The organism is Paraburkholderia solisilvae (genome assembly GCF_902859875.1).
Taxonomy (GTDB): Bacteria; Pseudomonadota; Gammaproteobacteria; order Burkholderiales; family Burkholderiaceae; genus Paraburkholderia; species Paraburkholderia solisilvae.
In genome coordinates this window covers 254564-276260 of sequence record NZ_CADIKF010000001.1, presented here as the reverse complement: position 1 = coordinate 276260, position 21697 = coordinate 254564, and the positions used below count along the sequence as shown (strand labels likewise).

The following is a 21697-nucleotide window of genomic DNA, read 5'->3' as shown; positions in this document are numbered from 1 at the left end:
ACGGAATTTCACGTTCGCGCACAGAGTTGGGGCGACTGTCATTTCGGCTCGTGCTATCGTGCAAGTCCCGATACGTATCTTCAGGAGAACCTCGCCATGACAGCCCAGGCCGCCATCGCCGCCATTCTCGGCGCGCTCTTGATCGGTGCCATGAGTCCCGGCCCCAGCTTTCTCGTCGTTGCACGCAATGCAATCGGCCTGTCGCGCCGCGATGGTCTGGCCACCGCGCTCGGCATGGGTTTCGGCGGCGTGTTCTTTAGCGGCATCGCGCTTTTGGGCCTCTACACGGTGCTCGCGGCGGTCGAGTGGCTCTATGTGAGCCTCAAGATTGCGGGAGGTTTGTACCTGATCTACATCGCGTCGAAAATCTGGCGAGGCGCGGCCGCGCCGCTGTCGTTCGACGGCATCAAGACCAGTGCTCGTGCCGACGCGCGGCGCTCGTTCTGGGTCGGCTTGTCCACTCAACTGAGTAACCCGAAAACGGCAATTTTCTACGGCAGTATCTTCGCCGCGCTGCTGCCGCAGCATCCGCCGGCATGGTGTTATGCGGTGTTGCCGCCCGCGGTGTTCGCGATCGAAGCCGGCTGGTACACCGTCGTCGCCGTGTTTTTCTCGAGCCGCCATGCGCGCGAGTTTTACGTGAAGGCAAAGAAGGCGATCGACCGGCTCGCCGCCACGGCAATCGCCGCACTCGGCTTGCGGCTGATTTTCACCGCGCACCGCGCGGGGCTTTGACGAGTTCCGCGGTATCGATTGCGTGCGCCGACTTGACGCGCGCACGCAGTTCGAATTTCTGGATCTTGCCGGTCGAGGTTTTCGGCAACTCACCGAAGAACACGGCTTTGGGCACCTTGTAACCCGCGAGCAATATGCGGCAATGCGCGACGATTTCGTCCGCCGATACCTGCGCGCCCTCTTTCAGCTCGACAAACGCGCACGGCACTTCGCCCCACTTCGGGTCCGGCATGGCGACCACCGCCGCAACCGACACTGCCGGGTGCCGGTACAGCGCATCTTCCACCTCGATACTCGAAATATTCTCGCCGCCCGAGATAATGATGTCTTTGCTTCTGTCTGTGATGCGGAAGTAGCCGTCCGGCATCAGCACACCGATATCGCCGGTATGAAACCAGCCGCCGCGAAATGCCTCGTCCGTCGCGCGCTCGTTTTTCAAATAGCCCTTCATGCAGATATTGCCGCGAAACATCACTTCGCCGAGCGTCTGCCCATCGCGAGGAACCGGCTCGAGCGTCGACGGATCGAGCACCGCCGCGGCGGCCTGCAGGTGATACCGCACGCCCTGCCGCGCATTCATCCGGGCGCGGTCGTCTTCGCAGAGCGCGTCCCAGCCCTGCTGTTTCGCGCACACCGACGCCGGCCCATACACTTCGGTCAAGCCATACACGTGCGTGAGATCGAAACCGATCTCCTTCATCCGCGCGATCACCGCGGGCGACGGCGGCGCGCCGGCCACCATCGTCGACACCTGATGCCTGATTCCTTCGCGCCACTGCGCGGGTGCATTCGCGAGCGCGCTCTGCACGATGGGCGCGCCGCAGTAATGCGTCACGCGTTCGTCGCGGATCAGATCGAACACTGTCTTCGCATCGAACTTGCGCAGGCACACATTGACGCCCGCGCGCGCCGCGATGGTCCACGGAAAACACCAGCCGTTGCAATGAAAAAGCGGTAGCGTCCACAGATACACCGGATGCTTCGGCATATCCCATTCGAGGATGTTGCTCAGCGCATTCAGGTACGCGCCGCGATGGTGATAAACCACACCCTTCGGGTCTCCGGTCGTGCCCGACGTGTAATTCAGCGCGATCGCATCCCATTCATCAACGGGCGGCATCCACGCGAACCTCGGATCGCCGTCGCGCAGGAATGCTTCGTAATCGGTCGCACGTGCGAACGCTTGAGGGTCGGCGGGCAGCGCATCGCTGACACTGACGATACGCAGCGCCGGCAACTCCAGCGCGACACGCTGCGCGAGCGCGGCAAATTCGGTGTCGACGATCAGCAGCTTCGCTTCGCCATGGCGCAGCATAAACAGAATCGATGCGATGTCGAGGCGCGTGTTGATCGTATTGAGCACGGCGCCGGCCATCGGTACGCCGAAGTGCGCTTCGAGCATCGGCGGAATATTCGGCAGCAGCGCGGCCACCGTGTCGCCGCGACCGATGCCCGCCTGTTGGAGCGCGCTTGCAAGACGGCACGCGCGTTCGTAGGTTTCTCGCCAGGTGCGCCGCACATCGCCATGAACCATCGCGGGACGTTCGCCGTATATGTCCGCGGTCCGCGCGATGAAATCGATCGGCGTAAGCGGCACATAGTTCGCGTCGCGGCGGCCGAGACCTTCGTCGAACATGTGCGTCATCGCGTCTCTCCTCGAACGCTCGCACCGTTGTGCCGCCTCTTTTTTGCCTGGCTGTGCGACGCAATGCGCGTGCTTTGCAAACGGCGCCGGTTTCCGCGTGTGTGGCGAACGCTTCGTTGCGCGCCACGATAATACGGGCAAGCGGAGAATCAGACCCTTGGCAGGTCATCCATGAATTTTTCGACGTGGCCGTCGGGAATGTCGGTATCGATACCGTCGCGGCCGTCGGTGTGGGAAACCGTTTTGATCTTCGGTCCGAGCAGCTTCATGCCGCCCAGCGTGAACAGCGACCAGACGGCATTTCCCGCGTGGATGGCATGCACGACGTCCGCGACTTCCACGATCTCGTGCGGCGACAACCATTCGTTCGTTTTCGGGTTGACGAGCGCCCAGCGAACATGGGTGACACGGTCGGTCGTGGGGTTAATGCGTACGGCATCGATAGCATAGGTCGCCATTTCCACCTCCATCATCGTCGTCAGGGCATCGTAGCACTTCTGCGATGCGGAACGAACACCCCTGCGGCCGGGCGGCGAATGCCGCGCGCAGCGCAGATTTATAAGGAGGACGGAAATTTCGATGCTCACGGCGCGCCGGCGCGCCAGTGCATCAGGCCCATGAGGCCTTGCCGGCGAATACCGTTCAGAAGAACGGCGCGGGCCGTGCCGAAGCGACACGCGTGCCGGTATCGGCTATCGCCGCCAGCTGCTCGTGCGCGGTGCTGACAGCCTGGGTAAGCGCAAAACGCTGCGCCGGCGTGAGCGGCGGCGCAAAATCGCGTTCGGTCAACGTCAGCGGATCGACCGGCCGATCCGCCACCCGCACCTCGTAATGCAGGTGCGGCCCGGTCGCGACGCCGCTACGGCCGACGGAGCCGATGCGCTCCCCTTGCGCGACCTGCATGCCCGCATGAAGGCCGCGCGCGAATGCGGAAAGATGCGCGTAACAGGTCGTATAGCCGTCGCCGTGATCGATCACGACATTGCGGCCATAACCGCTGCTCACGCCGACGAACGCGACCGTCCCGGCCGCCGCCGACAACACCGGCGTGCCGACGGGCGCGGTCAGATCGACTCCAGTATGAATTTGCTGCTCGCCCGACACCGGGTGCATCCGTGCGCCGAACGGCGAACTGATCCGGTCGTAATTCACCGGCATCGCGAACGGTTCGGCCGGCAGCAGACTGCCGTCGAACGTGTAGTACTCGCCATGCGCACTGCCGGGCGCGACGAACCAGAGCGCCGTGTACGTGCGGTCGGCAAACCGCACTTCGACGGCCGTCACGCGTGGATGGCGGGTCACCGCATCCGTTGGGTCGCCGCGTTCATACACGAGGCGAAAGCCGTCACCCGGCAACGCGGCCGCCTTCGCGCCGAACCGTCCGTCGAAGAGACGCTCGGCTTGTGCAACGATGTCGGCCGGCAAGTCGGCCTGCGTCAGCGCGTCGTGCAGCGTGCTCTCGATGCGGCCCGTGCGCGCGATAAAACGGGGGTCGTAGTCCGCCGAGTCGGCGCTCATCCACGGCGATGCGCCCGCGAGTGGGAAGCGATTGGCCTCGCCGTCGGCATGGCCATCTGCCGTGCCGTTCGTACTCGACGAATGCGAGCCGTCGCGCGCCGCTTCGAGATACTCGTCCGGCACGCACAGTGTGGGTGCCGCGCCGCACATCGATGCGAGAATCGGCGCGCCGTAGCGCAGCGTCGTGTCCGACGGGACGGGTACATTGCCGCGACTCGCCCACAGCAAATCGGCCATGTCGAACGGCGTCCGGGACGCGTCGGCGGACGCGTCGGCGGACGCGTCCGCATCGTGCTGGGGTGTCTCCGCAGGGTTGGAAGATTCAGTGAACGCCTCGATGCGCGGCGTGCCGCTCTCGATCGTATCGGACGTTGCGTGCAACGGGGCGCGATCCGCGGCAAGCGTCGGCGCACCCGATGCGGCGGGCAACCCGCAACTGGCCGCGATGCCGATCAGAAGCGCTGTACGCCCGGCGGCGGCGAATAGCGGATGAGGCTTAAAAGGCGCAGGACGCGCTGTCTTGCAAGACGTGCGCTGCCGATGCGCGAGAGAGAAACGTAGGCGTACCGTCACGTGGTTATCTCGCAGTCGAAACAGGAAGGCTGCGGGGCGTGAGCGGCTGTGCGAAAAACGCACGGCAGCGGCGCGACGTACGACGAACGAAGTGAATCGGCATTCAGCCAGCGAATATCATCATCTGAATCCACCTCTTCGCGCCGCGCAGCCCGGCAAAGGAAACGGACAGTTTAGGGGTGCAGGAGTGCCGCGGAAATAGGACAAATCCTGAGATGTATGAGCTATTGCATACATTCATACCATTGCAGCACAGACGAAAGCGACGAGAAAACGCCTACGCTGCCGCTACAATTCGGAACGCCTGTGCAATCCGGCGCGCACACCGCGCCATGGCGCGCAAGGCGGTTTTTCACTCGTCAATCGACGCGCACACTCATCATGTCCTTTACCGCCTGGCTCTTTTTCCTGCCCGCATGCTTTGCCATCAACATGGCGCCGGGTCCGAACAATCTGTTGTCGATCAACGTTGCCGCGCGACATGGATTTATGACGGCGTTCGTCGCCGGCACGGGCCGCCTCGTCGCATTCGCGCTGATGCTGACGCTGGCGGCTACCGGTCTCGCCGTCGTGCTGCACGCGTCAGAAATGTTTTTTCTTGCGATCAAGCTTGCCGGCGCCGCCTATCTGATCTGGCTCGCCATTCAGCTGTGGCGCAGCGATGGCGCGCCGCTCGATACACGCAGTGAAGGACAGGATGCGTCGTTGCTGCGTATCGCACGGCAGGAGTGCCTCGTCGCAGCGGGCAACCCGAAGGCGATTCTCGTGTTCACCGCGTTTTTGCCGCAGTTCGTCGATATCGCCAGGCCGATGCTGCCGCAGTTCGCTGTGCTCGGCGCAAGCTTTCTCGTCCTCGAGTGGCTCGCGATTGCGCTCTACTCCGGAGCCGGTATGTACCTCGGCAAATGGCTGACGCGTACCGCGGTGCGGCGCTGGTTCAACCGCTGTTGCGCGCTGTTCCTCGGCGCTATCGGCGTGAGCTTTCTGCTCGTGCGGCGCGCGCAAAGCTAACACGCCGGGCAGCACAGGGCTTGTGAAAGCCATGTTGCATCGCGATACATTCCCACGTTGCCAGGCATGCATAAGCAATGACTAATGAATTTCGCGAGAAACTTTAACTGTCCTCAATCGATGCCGCCCCCTATGCTCCCAATATCGCTCGTTACGGTTGCGTGACGCTGCATGCGCGCTTCGCGCACGCGGCACGCACCGCAGAGTGTCGGCATCGGCAGGAACATCAGACCGGCACGGCGGGCAAGCGGGTTTTCAATGTCATGGGACGAACATCATGAAGATCTGTGTATTCGGAGCAGGGGCAATTGGAGGGTTGATGGGCGTGCAGTTGGCGCGCGCCGGAGCGGACGTCAGCTTCGTCGCACGCGGCCCGCATCTTGCCGCCATGCGCGAACACGGCGTGCGTGTGTTGATGGACGGCGAAGAGGTGTCGGCCCGCGTGCGCTGCACCTCCGACCCGAGCGAACTGGGCGTGCAGGACTACGTGCTCATTACGCTCAAGGCGCACTCGGTGCCCGCTGTCGTCGACGCGATGCAACCGCTGCTCGGCAAACATACTGCTGTGATTACCGGCGTGAACGGCATCCCGTACTGGTACTTTCATCAGCATGGCGGCAAGTTCGCGGGAACGCGTCTGTCGAGCGTCGATCCGGACGGCACGCAATGGACCAAACTCGGGCCGGAGCGTGCGATCGGTTGTGTGCTCTATCCGGCCGCGGAAATTATCGAGCCCGGCGTAATCAAGCACGTATACGGCAAGAAATTCCCGATCGGCGAGCCGAGCGGCGAGCGTACGCCGCGCATTCAGGCGCTTCACGACATGATGCAGGCAGCGGGCTTCGATGCGCCGGTTCGCGACAACATCCGCGATGAAATCTGGTTGAAGCTGTGGGGCAACCTGTGTTTCAACCCGATCAGCGCCGTCACGCACGCCACGCTCGATCTGCTCGCGAGCGACCCCGGCACGCGCCATGTGTGCCGCACGATGATGGCCGAAGCCCAACGCATTGCCGAGCCGCTCGGCGTGCGCTTTCGTGTCGATATCGAGCGACGCATCGACGGCGCCGGCGCGGTCGGCGCGCACAAGACGTCGACGCTCGTCGATCTCGAGAACCGCCGGCCGATGGAAATCGATCCGCTGCTGACTGTCGTGCAGGAAATGGGCCGCCTCGTCGGCGAGCCGACGCCGACCATCGATGTCGTGCTCGCGCTCGTCAAGATGCGCGAGCGGATGGCGCTGCGCAACGATTGACCGGTTGCCCGGCGGCGTGCCCCGCCGCCGCGCCAGAAAAGGATCGAACGCGCGTTGAAGTGCCCCCCAGGAGTTGGACATGAATCCAACCGTTGGGGGTCACTTCAGCGCCGCGTTCGATCCTTTTTCTTTTCAGCCGTCCATCGCGGTCAATGACCGATGGCGAGCCAGATCGATTTAGGCTCGGTGAAGTTCTCGATCGCGACATCGCCATGTTCGCGCCCGAACCCTGAATCGCCCGAGCCGCCCCACGGCAGGCGCACATCGGTATAGCCGTACGTATTGATCCACACGGTACCCGCTTTCAGCGCGTGTGCGACGCGATGCACGCGGCCGATATCGGCGCTCCATACGCCGGCCGCGAGGCTAAACAGCGTGCCGTTGGCCATGCGAATGGCGTCTGCCTCGTCGTCGAAGCGGATCACGCTCGCAACCGGTCCGAAGATCTCTTCCTGCGAGATGCGCATTTCGTGCTCGACATTCGCGAACACGGTCGGCTCGACGAAGAAGCCACGCTCGCCGATCCGCGCGCCGCCCGTCACGAGCGATGCGCCTTCGCTCTTGCCGGTGTCGACATAACCGAGCACGGTCTTCATCTGCGCGGCAGAAATAAGCGGCCCCATCGTTGTTTCGCGCTGTGCCGGGTCACCAACCTTGATCGATTTCGCACGCGCGGCAAGCCGTTCGACGACGTCGTCGTAGACGTCGCGATGCGCGAGAATCCGCGAGCCCGCCGAACATACCTGGCCCGTGTTGAAGAACACGCCCGATGCCGCCGCGCGCACTGCGTTATCGAGGTTCGCGTCCGGAAAGATCACGTTGGCCGACTTGCCGCCGAGCTCGAGTGTGACGCGCTTGAAGTTGCTCGCCGCGCCCTGCAGAATTCCGCGGCCGACCGAAGGCGACCCTGTGAACGTCACCTTGTCGACGCCCGGATGCGCAACGAGCGCATCGCCCACCACACTGCCCTTGCCCGTCACAACATTGAACACGCCAGGCGGCACGCCCGCTTCGAGCGCGAGTTCGGCGATGCGCAGCGCCGACAGCGGCGTGATCTCAGCGGGCTTTACGATCAACGTGCAGCCGCATGCGAGCGCCGGCGCGATTTTCCACATGCCGATCATCAGCGGGAAATTCCACGGCACGATGGCGGCAACCACGCCGACCGGCTCACGTACCGTGTACGTCAACGCATCGGGCCGCACCGGCACCACCTGGCCGTTGATCTTGTCGCACCAGCCCGCGTAGTACGCGAGCGTGTCGATCGCCGCAGGCATATCCTGGCGCAGAACGCCCGCAATCGGCTTGCCGCCGTCAAGGCTTTCGATGCCGGCAATTTCCTGCTGGTTCGCGCGCAGCAGATCCGCGAAGCGCGTGAGAATCCGCCCGCGTTCGGCCGCGCGTATGCCGTTCCATACCGGTAGCGCGGCGCGCGCCGCACGCACCGCGGCGTCGACGTCCGCAGCGTTGCCGCGTGCAACCTGTGCAATCGGCTGCTCGGTGGCCGGGTCGATATCGATCGAGTATTCGCCGCTCGCCGGCGGCACACGTTCTCCATTGATCAGCAGATCATGGCGTGGAAGGTCGGATTCAGTGCCCATGGTGGTACTCCTTGCAAAGAGAGGTCCCCGAGTCTGCCAGGAGCGTGAAGCGCGAACGTTCTCTTGTGCGCGACAGGACGAGTGTCAGGCCCGGCGGGACGTGCGCAGCGGCGCCGCGCCGCCGGGCGTGGCCGGCGTAGACCCGGACGGCGAGTACCCGTCAGCAAGCGCCGCCCCGGAGGCACGGCCGGATGCGCGGCCGCGGTCGCAGAAGAGCGACCACGCGGCCTCGGCATTGGGCCGCAACGTCCGGTTGCGGTGCCGCACGAGCATCGTCGTGAACGATACCTCAGGGAGCAAAGGACGCGCCACGAGGCGGGCAGTCGGTGCTGGCCAGTGCGCGCCAATCGGCAATACGCCGATCGCCAGCCCGAGTTCGATGATACGCATCGCCGCTGCAACATGCCCGCATTCCTGCATGCGGCGTGCGTGTACCCGGTGCGAGCTCATCGCGCGCTCGACCGCGGCGCGGCTGCCGGCGTCGGCATTGAGCGTCACCAGCGCGTTATCGGCGAGCGCGCTCCACATCAGCGTGGTGCCGCGCGCGAGCGGGTGCGTGTCCGGCAGAACCGCGTAGAGCGGTGTGGAGAAAAGAGGTTGCGCGAGCAACGTGTCAGCGTCCTGCATGTCGAGGTCCGAGACGATGCCGAAATCGGCGTCGCCCTGCTCGATGCTTGCGAGGACCTCATCTTGCGGCTGATCCTTCACCTCGACCGTCAGCCCCGGAAAGAGCGCCGCGCAGCGCGCGATGCATTCCGGCACCCAGCGCGACGACAGAACCGGGTTGCTCGCGATCGTCACCACGCCGGTGTGGCCGTGATGCGCGGCGCGCTCTTCGCGCAGCGTCAGATCGATTTCATCGAGCAGTTGCCCGATGCGGCGCGCGAGGCTCGCGCCGGCCAGCGTCAGTTCGACCTGGCGTGTGGTCCGGTCGAACAGTCTCAGCGAGATCGCTTCTTCGAGTTCGCGCACGCAACGGCTTACGGCCGACTGCGTCAGATCGAACTCGCGCGCCGCGCGCGTGAAGCTGCGCTGACGCGCCACGGCGACGAACACCTTAAGCTGCTGCAAGGAAACATTCATGTGTCCGCCGCCTGGCCCTGTCGAACTACTCGCCGGTTTGCTCCGGCCACGTGCTCAATCGCGACGGTGCGCCGCTTTTGCCGGCGTCGTTCAGCAGCGGCTCGCTCGCTTCGATCCAGCGTGCGCGCATCGGCGCAAGCACGAATTTCGCCGAGACGCCTGCCGCTATCGTGATCACTGCCGACACGATGAACACCAGGTTCCAGCCGCCCGTCGCGGCGAGCACCGACGCGATCGGCACCAGCAGCGACGCCGTGCCCTTCGCGGTGTACAGCGTGCCCGCGTTGGCTGCCGCGAACTTGCTGCCGAACGTGTCCGCACAGATTGCCGGGAAGATCGAGAAAATCTCGCCCCAGAACAGGAAGATCAATGCAGCGAACGTCATGAACGCATACGGATTCGTGCCGTATTCCATCAGCCCGAGCAGCGCGAGGCCCTCACCGATGAAAATCGCGAACATGGTGTTTTCACGGCCGATCTTGTCCGAAATGAAGCCGCACAGCGGACGCGTAAAGCCGTTGCAGATGTTGTCGATCGACAGCGTCATCGTGAGCAGCGGCAGCGTCGCGCCGAACACGGTCATCGGAATCTTCGCGATGCCGAAATCCTTCGCGATCGGACCGATTTGCGCGGTCGCCATCAGACCGCCGGCCGCTACCGCGACGAAGCACAAATAGATGACCCAGAACACCGGCGCCTTGATCATCTGGCCAGGCGTGTAGTCGGTCTTGGCTACCGCGAACTTGCGCTTGATTGCCGGGCCCTTATGGGCTTGGGGCTTCATCAGCAGCAACGCGAGGATGAAGATCGACACGCCTTGCAAGATGCCGAAGAACAGGAACGTGTGCTCGTAGCCCTGCGCGGTAATCATATTCGCGATCGGCACCACGGTGACGGCCGCACCAGCGCCAAAGCCCGCCGCCGTCAGACCCGCAGCGAGACCGCGGCGATCCGGAAACAGCTTCAGCGCATTGCCGACGCAGGTTCCGTACACGCCGCCCGCACCGATACCGGCGATCACCGATGCGATGTACAACTCGGGAAGCGTAGTCGCAAAAGAATTCATCACCCATGCAAGACCCGCGCAGATCGCGCCGACCGCCACGACCGGACGCGGACCGAACCGGTCGACGAGATAGCCTTCGAGCGGTACGAGCCAGGTTTCAGTCAGGATGAAGATGGAGAACGCAAGCTGAATCGACGCCTGGCCCCAGTGATGCCGCGCATTCATCGGCGCGACGAACAGCGTCCACGCATATTGCAGGTTCGCAACCAGCGCCATGCACAAGATGCCGATGAAAAGCTGGCACCAGCGATTCCGCCAGATCGCGGGGGCCGGAGCCTGCCGAGAGATGTCTTCCATTGCTTTGTCTCCGATATGTTTCTGCAACCGGCCGGATTGCCGGATTACATACATGCCAACTTATAGTTGTGTCCCGACCGGACCTGCATCAGGTTTGGGAAACGGTAATTTCCGATTCCTTTAGTACGAAACGGTGTGCGACGTCACTTCATTCCCGCCTGATTCATTTTTACCTGACGTCTGATTCCGTTAGTCCAACAAATCACCAGCCAGAAATGTTCAAACGAGCTGTCCGTTTGCTTGCTCTCTTTGCTGCGATGCATGACGTCTACGCGTAAACCCTCAAGCACGACGCGCAATGCATAGGGCCACGCACCGGCAAAAAGTGCCTTTTATGACGATGCTAGGGTGATTGCTGAATTACTGATAATTAAAGTTTGTTACCATGTGGATTCACTCCTGCTTATACATCGGCCATGACGATGAGAAACGCGACACTCCGCCAATTGAAGGTGTTCGAGACTGTCGCCCGGCATCTCAGCTTCTCGCGCGCTGCGGAAGAATTGCATCTGACGCAACCCGCGGTTTCCACACAAGTCAGGCAGCTTGAAGAGCACGCCGGCTTGCCACTGTTCGAACAACTGGGCAAAAAAATCTATCTGACGACGGCCGGCAACGAGATGCTTCACTACAGCCGCGCGATCATCCAGCAGTTCCACGAAGTGGATGAAGCGATGAGCCAGCTCAAGGGTGTGTCCGGTGGCAAGCTGAACGTCGCCGTGATCAGCGCAGGCGATTACTTCTTTCCGCGTCTGCTTGCCGAATTCACGCACCGCTACACGGGCGTCGAGCTCAACCTTTCGGTGCACAACCGCGAAGAGCTGCTGCATCAGCTTGCGACGAATCAAACAGACCTCGCGGTAATGGTTCGCCCGCCGCACGAAACGGACGCCATCAATGAAGCGTTCGCGCCGCACCCGTACGTGATCGTCGCGGCGCCGAACCATCCGCTCGCGGGCCAACGCCATATCAAGCTCGTGCAGCTCGCCGAAGAGGCGTTCATCGTGCGCGAGCGCGGCTCCGACACATGGAATTCGATGGAGGAAGGCTTCGCCGGACGCCTGACCAACCTCAAGATCGCGATGGAGATCAAAAGCACCGAGACGATCAAGCAGGCGGTGATCGCCGGCATGGGCATCGCGTTCCTCTCCGCCCATACGATCAGCCTCGAACTGCAGGTCGGCAACCTGGTCGTGCTCGACGTCGAGGGTTTTCCCGTCATGCTCAGCTGGTACGTCGTGCATCGCAAGAACAAGCGCCTGCCGCCGGTCGCGCTTGCGTTCAAACAATTCCTGATGGAAGAAGGCGCGAACCAGATCGAAGACATTACGCGCGTCACGCGGCTGATTACCTATAAGTGATTCTTTATGGAATCCAAATAAAACTTTAACTATTGCAAATCCATCAGGGCTTCTATGCTTGAGGCGAGTCTTATCACTCGTCAGCTCAGGAGTCCTGTCATGGATCACACTTCGGTTGCCACGCTCACCGCTTCGCCCGCTGCTCGCGTCGCCGCGAACAACGCCGAAGACGCCAATCTCTGCGCCTACAACAGCGCCTTCAGCGACCTCGGCCTGCGGTTTCGCTGGGACAGCGATACGCTCGACGTGCTGAGGCAGGAGTTCAATAGCGAAATCGCACGCATCACCGCGTATATCGAGCGCTTTCACGCGCATTTGCTGAAGGCGTACGACGCCGACTTTCTCGCTCAACTGATCTTCCAGAAGAAGACCGAGTACTACCGCGGAGTGACGGCCGATTGATGCGGCGCGCGGCGCGTGCGCCGCGCGAGCATACGGGACGGGTCGCATCATCGCAGGCGCCCGTCCGTCATCAGCCGATTCAGGCAAGCGTCGCTTCATCGTGCAGCGCTCCGCTCGCTTCGTGCGCGATGCCTGCAAGCGCGGCCGCGCTTGCGGGTCGCACCGGTTCCGCGGGTTTCGCCCGCTCTGGCGTGCTTCGATGCGACAGTCAGCGTCCAGCGCTGCGTGAAGTCGTCGGCGGGACGCAGGTTCATTGCATCGGCGCGCCATTCGACATGGAACAACGTCGCTCGCCGCCACGGCAATCCGCATCGCGGGCTCGCCGCACGATGGCTCGAGCGTGTGCGGCGTCCATTCGCGACGACATTCAGCAAGCCGTAACGATCATCGACGGTCGCCGCCAGATGCACGCCCAGCGCCGCGGCCAGCCCGCCGGACGCGAGCAGAACAGAAAACCCGAGGACCGGCGAAGCCTCCGTGACGAATCCATAGCCAAGCCAGACACACAGCAGCAACGCGGCCAGATCGACGATCGCGCAACCCGGGCACGCGCTGACATGCGCGCGCACCGCGTCGCGCATCGTGTTACGTAGCCTGAGGAATGCGAGCGCCGATGCCGCCAGCAACAGCGCGCCGGAAAATACCGTCACGTACAGGCCGATCCGCTCGGTGCTATTCCTCGCCAGACTCGACGCCGAGCTGAAATACCGTGTGAACGCGCCAGCCAGCGCAAAAAGCCCGACGCCGCAGCAACCGATGGTTGCGAGCGCAACCAGCGACTGACGCCGCCGGCCACCTGCCCCGTCAATACCGCGCTGGCCCGAGCCAGCTACTACATTCGGCATGCTTGCTCCTCGATCCGGGTTGCCGGTCTTGTGTTCATGCCGTACTCAGACTGCGCTCGCGGCGGCCGGTACGGCCTGCCGCGCCGTATCGCCCGCTGCCGTCAGCCTGTTCGTCAATGTGCCGATGCCGTCGATCGTGATCGACACCGACCCGCCATCCTTGATCGAGCCGACGCCCAGCGACGTGCCGCACGCAATCACGTCGCCGGGCTCGAGCGTCATATCCTGGGAGATCATGCTGACCTGCTCCGCTGGGGTAAACACCATGTCCGAGAGCGGATAGTTCTGACGCTCGACACCGTCGAGTGTGGTGACGACGCGCGCCGATCGCCAGTCGAAATCCGTCGCGATCGCGGGCCCGATACAACAGAACGTATCGAAGCCTTTCGCTCGGCACCATTGAGGAAAGTGCGGATTTTCGTTGAGCAGTTCCGCCGCTGTCACGTCGTTGACGATCGTGTAGCCGAAGATCGACTCCGCCGCTTCGTCCACGCTGGCATCGCGGCAACGTTTGCCGATCACGATGCCGAGCTCGCCCTCATACGCGATCTTCCCCGCATAGTGCGCGGGCCGCAGAATCGGCTCAGCGGCGCCGATCACCGATTCGGCCGGCTTGATCAGAAACAGCGGATGCGCCGGCACGGGCTTCTCGAGCTTCGCGGCCAACGCATGAAAATTGTTCCATAGCGCCACCACCTTGCGCGGCGCGCAAGGCGCAAGCGCCTTAAGCGCGCTCACCGGCAACACCGCACCTGTAGGCACCGGGTGCTCGAGGCTCAGGTGCTCATGCAGATATCCGTCTTCCACCTTACCGAAGACGATCCGATCGTCATTCGACAAGAAACGCATCCAGGTTTCCATACCGACTCCGTTGCGAGACAGCAGGACATTCGTTGGAAATGCCGCGCTGTTGCTTGTTGCAGACACAACCATCGGCACGCGTCAGATTTTCCCTGCGCCACGCGCCCACTTGTATTTCGCACCGCGTACCGCCACCGGAACTTGAGTCGAATACGCATAGGCCGGTACGCGGTGCGCGCCGCCGCGATCCTGTAGTGAAAGGGAGTCTTCGTAGGCCATATCGCGTCGTCTCCGATGCTGGTTATGAAGCCACCCGGCCTGCTATCTGCCGGTTAAAGCGTCGGCGGACAACGCGCGAGACCCACTGCGCGCTGCCGGCATGGACAGGCAAAACCATCGCCGAAACCACCGGCGCTCAGATCGCACCCGCGGTACGCAACGCGTCGATCTGTCCCATCGAATAACCGATCTCGGTCAGCACTTCGTCGGTATGCTCGCCAAGCAGCGGTGAGCGCGTCACGTCCGTCGGGCTATCCGACAGCTTGATAGGATTGCCAACGGTCAGATACTTGCCGCGTACCGGATGATCGACCTCGACGATCGTGCCGGTCTTGCGCAACGACTCGTCTTCCGCGATCTCCTTCATCGACAGAATCGGGCCGCACGGAATGTCGTACTTGTTGAGGATTTCCATCGCCTCGAACTTGGTCTTCGTCATCGTCCAGCGTTCGATTTCCGCGAAAATGTCCTTCAGGTGCGGCAGGCGCGCAGCCGGCGTCGCATAGTCCGGATCGGTCGCCCACTCTTCCTTGCCGATCACGTTGCAGATCTTTGCCCACACCGGCGCCTGCGTAATGAAGTAGATGTACGCATTCGGGTCCGCTTCCCAGCCCTTGCACTTCAGGATCCAGCCCGGCTGTCCTCCGCCCGATGCGTTGCCCGCGCGCGGCACCGCCTCGCCGAACGTGCCGTTCGGATACTGCGGGTACTCCTTCATCACACCCGTGCGTTCGAGGCGTTGCTGGTCGCGCAGCTTCACGCGGCACAGGTTCAGCACACCGTCCTGCATCGCAGCCAGCACTTTCTGGCCACGGCCGGTCATCGTGCGCTGGTACAGCGCGGTGACGATGCCGAGCGCGAGATGCAAGCCCGTGCCGCTGTCGCCGATCTGCGCACCGGAGACAACCGGCGGGCCATCGTCGAAGCCGGTCGTCGACGCGGCGCCGCCCGCGCATTGCGCGACGTTCTCATAAACCTTGCAGTCCTGATAAGGACCGGGGCCGAAGCCCTTCACCGATGCAACGATCATCCGCGGATTCAGTTCCTGAATGTGCTCCCACGAGAAGCCCATCCGGTCGAGCGCGCCTGGCGCGAAGTTTTCGACCAGCACATCGCAACTCTTGATCAGCGTTTCGAGAACCTTCTTGCCTTCCGGGTTCTTCGTATCGATGGTCACCGACCGCTTGTTATGGTTGAGCATCGTGAAGTAAAGGCTATCCGCTTCGGGGATGTCGCGCAGTTGCTCGCGCGTGATGTCCCCGGTGCCGGCCTTCTCCACCTTGATCACATCGGCGCCGAACCATGCCAGCAGTTGCGTGCAGGTCGGACCCGACTGCACATGCGTGAAATCGAGGATGCGCACACCGTCAAGTGCCTTGCCCATGATCTGTCTCCCTCCTTCGCTTCACTTGTTCATGGTGGGGTGAATCGCGCGGCGTGCACGACCGCGCGCGTCGAACTGCGCGCGAACGCGCGCCCCAATGCCGGTGTTGGCGGGTAAAACGGGTGCGGACATAGCCGTCTCCTGGTCGATCGTTATCTGAATTCAGCGATGGACGTAGCCGGTCTTCATGGCCTGTACGCGGCGAGCGATTTCACATGCTCCGATCAATACGGTATGTGATATATCACCATGCATCAAGCGTATTTTGATGCTGCGTCGCGCCATCGTCATTTGCGGTAAACCCTTGGCCAGCTTGACTCTGCAGCTGATCGACAGCCACCCGAAAGCCTCGACCGAGGGAAAATACCGACCACTCCCATCCCTTGAACCATTCTGATATATCACATACCATATTTCACAGCCCGTCAAGATCGTCTTTTCCCCACGCCCCGATCTCGAAACGAACCCAGTGAGGAGTCTGTGAACATTCACGAATATCAGGCGAAGGAACTGCTGAAAGGCTATGGCGTCGCCGTACCGAACGGCCGCGTCGCGTTTACGCCGGACGATGCCGCGGCGGCTGCGCGCGAACTCGGTGGCACGGTGTGGGTCGTCAAATCGCAAATTCATGCGGGCGGCCGCGGCGCGGGCCGCTTTACGAACGACCGCCACGGCCCAGGTGGCGTGCGGGTCGTGAAGTCGGTCGACGACGTCGCGAAGAACGCCGCCCAGATGCTGTCGTCCGTGCTGGTGACGAAGCAGACCGGCCCCGCCGGCCGCGAAGTGAAGCGCGTCTATATCGAGGAAGGCTGCGCGATTGCGCGCGAGTTGTATCTCGGCATGCTGATCGACCGCGCCACGTCGCGCATCACGGTGATGGCGTCGACCGAAGGCGGGATGGAAATCGAGGAAGTCGCGGCGCGCACGCCCGACAAGATCCTGAAAGTCGCCATCGACCCGGCGACCGGCCTGCAAGCGTTCCACGCACGGCAGATTGCATTCGGGCTCGGCCTGAGCGGCAATCAGATCAAATCGGCGACGCTGTTCATCGTCAACGCGTACCGCGCGTTCGTCGAACTCGATGCGTCGATCGTCGAGATCAATCCGCTAGTCGTCACCGAGTCGGGCGATGTCGTCGCGCTCGATGCGAAGATCAACTTCGACGACAACGCGCTGTTCCGTCATCCGTCGATCGAAGCGCTGCGCGACGAAGCCGAAGAAGATCCGGCCGAGCTCGAAGCCGCGAAACACGGGCTCAACTACGTGACGCTCGACGGCAATATCGGTTGCATGGTCAACGGCGCCGGCCTTGCGATGGCAACCATGGACATCATCAAGCTGTACGGCGGCGAGCCGGCGAACTTTCTCGACGTCGGCGGCGGCGCGACGAAGGAACGCGTCGCGACCGCGTTCCGGCTGATTCTCGGCGATCCGAAAGTCGAAGGCATTCTGGTCAACATCTTCGGCGGCATCATGCGCTGCGACGTGATTGCGCAAGGCGTCGTCAGTGCCGCGCGCGAAGTGGATCTGCACGTACCGCTCGTGGTGCGGCTCGAGGGCACGAACGTCGAACTCGGCAAGCAGATTCTGCGCGACTCCGGGCTGCCCATTCTGTCGGCCGACCATCTCGCGGACGCCGCGAGCAAGGTCGTCGCGGCCGTCCGCGAAAAAGGGAACACGCAAACCGCCGCCGCTCAACTCGCCGCCCAACACTCGGGAGCACACTGATATGGCCGTTCTGATCGACCGCAACACGAAAGTGATCTGCCAGGGCTTCACCGGGTCGCAAGGCAGCTTCCATTCCGAGCAGGCGCTCGCGTACGGCACACACATGATGGGCGGCGTGACGCCGGGTAAAGGCGGCTCGATGCATCTCGGCCTGCCCGTGTTCGACACGGTCGCCGACGCAATCGATGCAACCGGCGCCAATGCGTCGGTGATCTACGTGCCGCCGCCGGTCGCCGCCGATGCGATTCTCGAAGCCGTCGACGCCGAAGTGCCGCTCGTCGTCTGCATCACAGAAGGCATTCCGGTGATCGACATGGTGCGCGTGAAGCGCGCGCTCGCCGGCTCGAAAACGCGTCTGATCGGGCCGAACTGCCCGGGCGTGATCACGCCGGGCCAGTGCAAGATCGGCATCATGCCCGGCCATATTCATCGGCCGGGAAAGATCGGCGTCGTGTCGCGCTCGGGCACGCTGACCTATGAAGCGGTCGCGCAAACGACCGCCGCGGGCCTCGGCCAGACGACCTGCATCGGCATCGGCGGCGACCCGGTGAACGGCACGAATTTCATCGACTGCCTCGAGATGTTTCTCGCCGACGACGACACGCACGGCATCATCATGATCGGCGAAATCGGCGGCTCGGCCGAGGAAGACGCCGCGCAGTTCCTGAAGGACGCGCGCACGAAGAAGCCAGTGGTCGGCTTTATCGCGGGCACGAGCGCGCCGCCCGGCCGGCGCATGGGTCATGCGGGCGCGATCATCTCGGGCGGCAAGGGAACGGCCGGTGCGAAGATCGACGCGATGCGTTCGGCCGGCATCCACGTGTCGCAGTCGCCGGCGGCACTGGGCGAAACGATGTTGCAGGCGCTACGCGCGCTTTGAGAATCGCGCGACGGCAGCACCTATAAAACAGACAGGCGCACCGCAGATCGCGGTCGCGCCCACATAAGACAAAGACAAGCGGGTTCGCAGATGCAAAAAAGCCAGCGGGTCATCGACCCGCTGGCTTTTCCTTTTCCTGCTCCGCCCGGAGCGGCGGCCCTAAAGCAGAACGAACGACACGCCGGCGCCAGCCACGCAAAGCGCCCTCACCCAGCGACGCCGATCAATCAAGAAAATCGCAATTCGCGTCGACGAAATCCGCCAGATCGAGCGAATGCTGCCGCACGAGCCGCTCCGCGAGTTCGGTATCGCGCTGCTCGAGCGCCTCGATGATGCGCAGATGATCGACGATCGAACGCGACGCGCGATCGCTTTGTGAAATTGTCAGGCGGCGAATCGCCCGCACGTGAATAAAAATGTTCTTGATCGTCTCGAGGATGATCTGCGACTTCGACAACTCGACGATCGACTGATGAAACGCGATGTTCGCGTCCGAGTATTCCTCGATATGTTCGGCGGGCGTCGCATCGCGAAAGCTGTCGAACATATGCCGCAGCCGCGCGATTTCCGCGTCGGTGGCATGCAGCGTGGCAAGACGCGCGGCCATGCTTTCGAGCGCTGCCCACATCTGGATCATCTCGACGATTTCACGCTTGCTCTTGCGCACGATATAAATGCCGCGCCGCGGCACCATGCGCAGAAAACCTTCCTGCTCGAGCAGCGTCATCGCTTCGCGCACCGGCGTACGGCTCACGCCGAGCGTCTCGCTCAGCAACCGCTCGTCCAACCGGATTTCTTCCTTCGACTGATAGATGTCCGCGTCGGCGATCGCCTGACGGAGCATCGCATACGCCTGGTCCCGCAGACTGGCGCTGGCGTTGATCGGCTGCAACGCCAGCGTCAACGGCGCGCCCACTGCATTTTCAGTTAGTTCCGACGACATTCATCGCCTCTTTCTTGACAGATGCACGGTACGGCGCCGGCACAACTCCATCACCGTTACCGCCCGCAAGGCCGGCGTACCGGCCGTGCTTCGCAGCAATCGATGCAACGTGCTGCGGCACGAGATTTGACAGCAGAACGGTCGCGGCTGCGCCGAGACCCACGAAACCAATGGCAAGCAACGCCAGCGAGACGAAATCCATTTCGAGCTCCATACGATTGAGTGATCGGAATGACTCAATCATATGCTGCACCGCCACATACGTCAATAACTTTGTATGTAGTATATCAGTTCGTGTTGTTTTCCGAACTCGGTGAAAAACCTAACATGCCGTCGACCAACGCGCACGCAAACCATGCAAACAGCATCGACATAAAAGGGCACGTTGCTGCCCCGCCGCACCGGCAATCGCCCCGCTACACGCGGCCCTGGCCCGCCCGGGTAGTGTGACGTTTGCATTGCATCATGAGGACAGCACATATCTTATATGTTCCCGCTCCTCATATTGCCAAGCTTGATCTAGCGCAATATTGTCTCGCAAAACGCCACGTTGGCGCTTTGCGTCGTGCCGTCATATGCGGTCAATCAGCATATAAGACTTATGAGTTTTTCACCCCGCTAACGGACGGGTTACAACGAAAGCTCAAGTTAAAGCATCTGAAGACCGATAACGTACAAGACGTACCCCACCGGAGACCGACCATATGAGCAGTATTGCAAAACCGGGCGATAAAGCCGGTTCGCCCCCGTTCTTTTCCAAGCAGGCTACCGTCGCCCGCCCGGGCTTCTCGCGCTGGATGGTGCCGCCCGCCGCCCTTGCCGTGCATCTGTGTATCGGCCAGGCGTATGCGTTTTCCGTGTTCAACGGACCCCTCACCAAGGTGATCGGCATCACGCAATCGGCACCGGACGACTGGTCGCTGACCACGCTCGGCTGGATCTTCTCGCTCGCGATCGTGTTCCTCGGCCTGTCGGCCGCGTTCGCCGGCAAATGGCTCGAACACGTCGGCCCGCGCCGCACGATGTTTACCGCCGCATGCTGCTTCGGCGGCGGCTTCATCGTCTCCGCGATCGGCGTGTGGACCCATCAGATCTGGCTGCTGTATCTCGGCTATGGCGTGATCGGCGGGATCGGTCTCGGCCTCGGCTACGTGTCGCCGGTGTCGACGCTGATCCGCTGGTTCCCGGACCGCCGCGGCATGGCGACCGGCATGGCCATTATGGGCTTCGGCGGCGGCGCGATGATCGCAGCGCCCTTGTCGGTCGCGCTGATGAATCACTTCAAGAGCGCCACCAGCATCGGCGTCGCTGAAACGTTCGTCGTACTCGGCATCGCCTACTTCATCTCGATGACGATCGGCTCGCTCGCGATCCGCGTGCCGGCGCCGGACTGGAAGCCGGCCGGCTGGACGCCGCCCGCGACGAGCACGACCAGGATGATCACGCGCAATCACGTGCACATCGATCAGGCGCTGAAGACGCCGCAGTTCTATCTGATCTGGCTCGTGCTGTTCCTGAACGTGACGGCCGGCATCGGCATTCTCGGCCAGGCGTCGGTGATGATTCAGGAGAGCTTCAAGAGCACGGTGACGGCCTCGGCCGCGGCCGGCTTCGTCGGCCTGCTGTCGCTGTTCAACATGGGCGGCCGCTTCATCTGGGCGTCGGGCTCGGACTGGCTCGGCCGCAAGAATACGTACTTCGTGTTCTTCGTGCTGGGCTCGGTGCTGTACTACTTCGTGCCGACCTTCGCGGACGCGGGCAATATCGCCCTCTTCGTGCTGTCGTACTGCGTCATCCTGTCGATGTACGGCGGCGGCTTCTCGACAGTGCCCGCCTATCTCGCCGACATGTTCGGCACCGCGTTCGTCGGCGGCATCCACGGCCGTCTGCTGACCGCGTGGGCCGCCGCAGGCGTCGCGGGCCCGGTGCTCGTCAACTACATCCGTGCGTATGAAGTCGCGCACGGCGTCGCGAAGGCGGACGCCTACACGCTGACCGTGCACCTGATGGCCGTGCTGCTGGTAGTCGGCTTCATCTGCAACCTGCTCGTCAAGCGCGTCGACGACAAACACTACATGACCGAAGCGGAACTGGCCGCTGAGAAATAAGAGGACATCGCTATGAACAACCCGACTCAGGAGCATCCGTCCAGCAAGGGCCTGCTCGTCATCTTCTGGCTCTACGTGCTGATTCCGCTCACATGGGGCGTGATCAACACGCTGCTGCAGGCGGTCAAGCTGTTCGGCTGATCGCGTCAAGGTCAAGCAGGCAGTTGAACGAACGAGGCCGG

The 21697-nt window shown here is 62.7% G+C and carries 20 protein-coding genes and 1 pseudogene; 9 read left to right on the top strand and 12 right to left on the bottom strand.

The window, feature by feature from the left end; translation table 11 throughout:
* Positions 1 to 96 precede the first annotated feature (96 nt).
* Positions 97 to 735 (top strand): LysE family translocator, encoded by a 639-nt coding sequence (locus HV675_RS01340; RefSeq protein ID WP_175108927.1) that lies wholly within the window; start codon positions 97 to 99, stop codon positions 733 to 735.
* Here HV675_RS01340 and HV675_RS01335 read toward each other — a convergent pair.
* The 3 genes from HV675_RS01335 to HV675_RS01325 all read right to left on the bottom strand — a co-directional run bounded on the left by HV675_RS01335 (position 710) and on the right by HV675_RS01325 (position 4279).
* Positions 710 to 2380 carry an acyl-CoA synthetase gene (locus tag HV675_RS01335; RefSeq protein WP_175108926.1) on the bottom strand — a complete coding sequence of 557 codons (1671 nt, stop codon included), beginning with the start codon at positions 2378 to 2380 and terminating at the stop codon, positions 710 to 712. The genes HV675_RS01340 and HV675_RS01335 overlap by 26 nt on opposite strands.
* Before the next feature lie 149 nt (positions 2381 to 2529).
* Entirely contained in the window at positions 2530 to 2838 is a 309-nt protein-coding gene (locus HV675_RS01330; protein WP_175108974.1) for a hypothetical protein, read from the bottom strand.
* 184 nt (positions 2839 to 3022) lie between these two features.
* Positions 3023 to 4279, bottom strand: a complete 1257-nt coding sequence (locus HV675_RS01325; protein ID WP_246270039.1) for a M23 family metallopeptidase — start codon at positions 4277 to 4279, stop codon at positions 3023 to 3025.
* Between the two features lie 573 nt (positions 4280 to 4852).
* Here HV675_RS01325 and HV675_RS01320 point away from each other — a divergent pair.
* Complete coding sequence (locus tag HV675_RS01320; RefSeq protein ID WP_175108925.1) at positions 4853 to 5482, top strand: LysE family translocator; 630 nt, start codon at positions 4853 to 4855, stop codon at positions 5480 to 5482.
* 277 nt (positions 5483 to 5759) lie between these two features.
* Entirely contained in the window at positions 5760 to 6737 is a 978-nt protein-coding gene (locus tag HV675_RS01315; protein ID WP_175108924.1) for a 2-dehydropantoate 2-reductase, read from the top strand.
* Between the two features lie 149 nt (positions 6738 to 6886).
* On the opposite strand, the gene HV675_RS01310 is transcribed toward HV675_RS01315, so the two are convergent.
* The 3 genes from HV675_RS01310 to oxlT form a co-directional block, all read right to left on the bottom strand.
* A complete protein-coding gene (locus tag HV675_RS01310; protein ID WP_175108923.1) occupies positions 6887 to 8338 on the bottom strand; it encodes an aldehyde dehydrogenase family protein in 1452 nt (483 codons plus the stop codon).
* Between the two features lie 84 nt (positions 8339 to 8422).
* Positions 8423 to 9421 (bottom strand): LysR family transcriptional regulator, encoded by a 999-nt coding sequence (locus HV675_RS01305; protein WP_175108922.1) that lies wholly within the window; start codon positions 9419 to 9421, stop codon positions 8423 to 8425.
* A 25-nt stretch (positions 9422 to 9446) separates the two neighbouring features.
* Entirely contained in the window at positions 9447 to 10784 is a 1338-nt protein-coding gene (oxlT, locus tag HV675_RS01300) for an oxalate/formate MFS antiporter (protein ID WP_175108921.1), read from the bottom strand.
* Between the two features lie 416 nt (positions 10785 to 11200).
* On the opposite strand from oxlT, the gene HV675_RS01295 reads away from it, so the two are divergent.
* Entirely contained in the window at positions 11201 to 12145 is a 945-nt protein-coding gene (locus HV675_RS01295) for a LysR family transcriptional regulator (RefSeq protein WP_175108920.1), read from the top strand.
* A gap of 99 nt (positions 12146 to 12244) precedes the next feature.
* The gene (locus HV675_RS01290) at positions 12245 to 12547 is read left to right on the top strand and encodes a hypothetical protein (RefSeq protein WP_175108919.1); all 303 of its coding nucleotides are present in this window, start codon (positions 12245 to 12247) and stop codon (positions 12545 to 12547) included.
* 95 nt (positions 12548 to 12642) lie between these two features.
* On the opposite strand, the gene HV675_RS01285 is transcribed toward HV675_RS01290, so the two are convergent.
* The 4 genes and pseudogenes from HV675_RS01285 to frc form a co-directional block, all read right to left on the bottom strand.
* Entirely contained in the window at positions 12643 to 13392 is a 750-nt protein-coding gene (locus tag HV675_RS01285) for an NAD(P)(+) transhydrogenase (Re/Si-specific) subunit beta (RefSeq protein ID WP_175108918.1), read from the bottom strand.
* A 45-nt stretch (positions 13393 to 13437) separates the two neighbouring features.
* Positions 13438 to 14253, bottom strand: a complete 816-nt coding sequence (locus HV675_RS01280; RefSeq protein WP_175108917.1) for a fumarylacetoacetate hydrolase family protein — start codon at positions 14251 to 14253, stop codon at positions 13438 to 13440.
* An 81-nt stretch (positions 14254 to 14334) separates the two neighbouring features.
* Positions 14335 to 14427: pseudogene (locus HV675_RS01275) on the bottom strand (hypothetical protein); the annotation flags it as partial.
* Between the two features lie 181 nt (positions 14428 to 14608).
* Entirely contained in the window at positions 14609 to 15856 is a 1248-nt protein-coding gene (gene frc, locus HV675_RS01270; RefSeq protein WP_175108915.1) for a formyl-CoA transferase, read from the bottom strand.
* A gap of 480 nt (positions 15857 to 16336) precedes the next feature.
* Here frc and sucC point away from each other — a divergent pair, with 480 nt between their 5' ends.
* Positions 16337 to 17584 carry an ADP-forming succinate--CoA ligase subunit beta gene (gene sucC / locus HV675_RS01265; protein ID WP_175108914.1) on the top strand — a complete coding sequence of 416 codons (1248 nt, stop codon included), beginning with the start codon at positions 16337 to 16339 and terminating at the stop codon, positions 17582 to 17584.
* Between the two features lies 1 nt (position 17585).
* A complete protein-coding gene (gene sucD / locus HV675_RS01260; RefSeq protein ID WP_175108913.1) occupies positions 17586 to 18464 on the top strand; it encodes a succinate--CoA ligase subunit alpha in 879 nt (292 codons plus the stop codon).
* 223 nt (positions 18465 to 18687) lie between these two features.
* Here the strand turns inward: sucD and HV675_RS01255 are convergent, their stop codons facing one another.
* Together HV675_RS01255 and HV675_RS01250 are read right to left on the bottom strand one after the other, a co-directional pair.
* The gene (locus HV675_RS01255; RefSeq protein WP_175108912.1) at positions 18688 to 19407 is read right to left on the bottom strand and encodes a GntR family transcriptional regulator; all 720 of its coding nucleotides are present in this window, start codon (positions 19405 to 19407) and stop codon (positions 18688 to 18690) included.
* Positions 19388 to 19609 (bottom strand): hypothetical protein, encoded by a 222-nt coding sequence (locus HV675_RS01250; protein ID WP_175108911.1) that lies wholly within the window; start codon positions 19607 to 19609, stop codon positions 19388 to 19390. Before HV675_RS01250 ends, HV675_RS01255 begins: the two co-directional genes overlap by 20 nt.
* Positions 19610 to 20111: 502 nt before the next feature.
* Between HV675_RS01250 and HV675_RS01245 the strand changes: the two genes are divergently transcribed.
* Positions 20112 to 21515 (top strand): L-lactate MFS transporter, encoded by a 1404-nt coding sequence (locus tag HV675_RS01245; RefSeq protein ID WP_175108910.1) that lies wholly within the window; start codon positions 20112 to 20114, stop codon positions 21513 to 21515.
* A 12-nt stretch (positions 21516 to 21527) separates the two neighbouring features.
* Positions 21528 to 21656: an MFS transporter small subunit gene (locus tag HV675_RS01240; RefSeq protein ID WP_175108909.1), complete on the top strand. Its 129-nt coding sequence runs from the start codon at positions 21528 to 21530 to the stop codon at positions 21654 to 21656.
* The last annotated feature ends 41 nt before the right edge of the window (positions 21657 to 21697 follow it).

What these genes read in the sequence shown, in the direction of transcription:
- HV675_RS01340 (WP_175108927.1), top strand. Translation starts at nt 97, where the DNA reads ATGACAGCCCAGGCCGCCATCGCCGCCATTCTCGGCGCGCTCTTGATC.
- HV675_RS01335 (WP_175108926.1), bottom strand. Translation starts at nt 2,380, where the DNA reads ATGACGCACATGTTCGACGAAGGTCTCGGCCGCCGCGACGCGAACTAT.
- HV675_RS01330 (WP_175108974.1), bottom strand. Translation starts at nt 2,838, where the DNA reads ATGGCGACCTATGCTATCGATGCCGTACGCATTAACCCCACGACCGAC.
- HV675_RS01320 (WP_175108925.1), top strand. Translation starts at nt 4,853, where the DNA reads ATGTCCTTTACCGCCTGGCTCTTTTTCCTGCCCGCATGCTTTGCCATC.
- HV675_RS01315 (WP_175108924.1), top strand. Translation starts at nt 5,760, where the DNA reads ATGAAGATCTGTGTATTCGGAGCAGGGGCAATTGGAGGGTTGATGGGC.
- HV675_RS01310 (WP_175108923.1), bottom strand. Translation starts at nt 8,338, where the DNA reads ATGGGCACTGAATCCGACCTTCCACGCCATGATCTGCTGATCAATGGA.
- HV675_RS01305 (WP_175108922.1), bottom strand. Translation starts at nt 9,421, where the DNA reads ATGAATGTTTCCTTGCAGCAGCTTAAGGTGTTCGTCGCCGTGGCGCGT.
- oxlT (WP_175108921.1), bottom strand. Translation starts at nt 10,784, where the DNA reads ATGGAAGACATCTCTCGGCAGGCTCCGGCCCCCGCGATCTGGCGGAAT.
- HV675_RS01295 (WP_175108920.1), top strand. Translation starts at nt 11,201, where the DNA reads ATGACGATGAGAAACGCGACACTCCGCCAATTGAAGGTGTTCGAGACT.
- HV675_RS01290 (WP_175108919.1), top strand. Translation starts at nt 12,245, where the DNA reads ATGGATCACACTTCGGTTGCCACGCTCACCGCTTCGCCCGCTGCTCGC.
- HV675_RS01285 (WP_175108918.1), bottom strand. Translation starts at nt 13,392, where the DNA reads ATGCCGAATGTAGTAGCTGGCTCGGGCCAGCGCGGTATTGACGGGGCA.
- HV675_RS01280 (WP_175108917.1), bottom strand. Translation starts at nt 14,253, where the DNA reads ATGGAAACCTGGATGCGTTTCTTGTCGAATGACGATCGGATCGTCTTC.
- frc (WP_175108915.1), bottom strand. Translation starts at nt 15,856, where the DNA reads ATGGGCAAGGCACTTGACGGTGTGCGCATCCTCGATTTCACGCATGTG.
- sucD (WP_175108913.1), top strand. Translation starts at nt 17,586, where the DNA reads ATGGCCGTTCTGATCGACCGCAACACGAAAGTGATCTGCCAGGGCTTC.
- HV675_RS01255 (WP_175108912.1), bottom strand. Translation starts at nt 19,407, where the DNA reads ATGTCGTCGGAACTAACTGAAAATGCAGTGGGCGCGCCGTTGACGCTG.
- HV675_RS01250 (WP_175108911.1), bottom strand. Translation starts at nt 19,609, where the DNA reads ATGGATTTCGTCTCGCTGGCGTTGCTTGCCATTGGTTTCGTGGGTCTC.
- HV675_RS01245 (WP_175108910.1), top strand. Translation starts at nt 20,112, where the DNA reads ATGAGCAGTATTGCAAAACCGGGCGATAAAGCCGGTTCGCCCCCGTTC.
- HV675_RS01240 (WP_175108909.1), top strand. Translation starts at nt 21,528, where the DNA reads ATGAACAACCCGACTCAGGAGCATCCGTCCAGCAAGGGCCTGCTCGTC.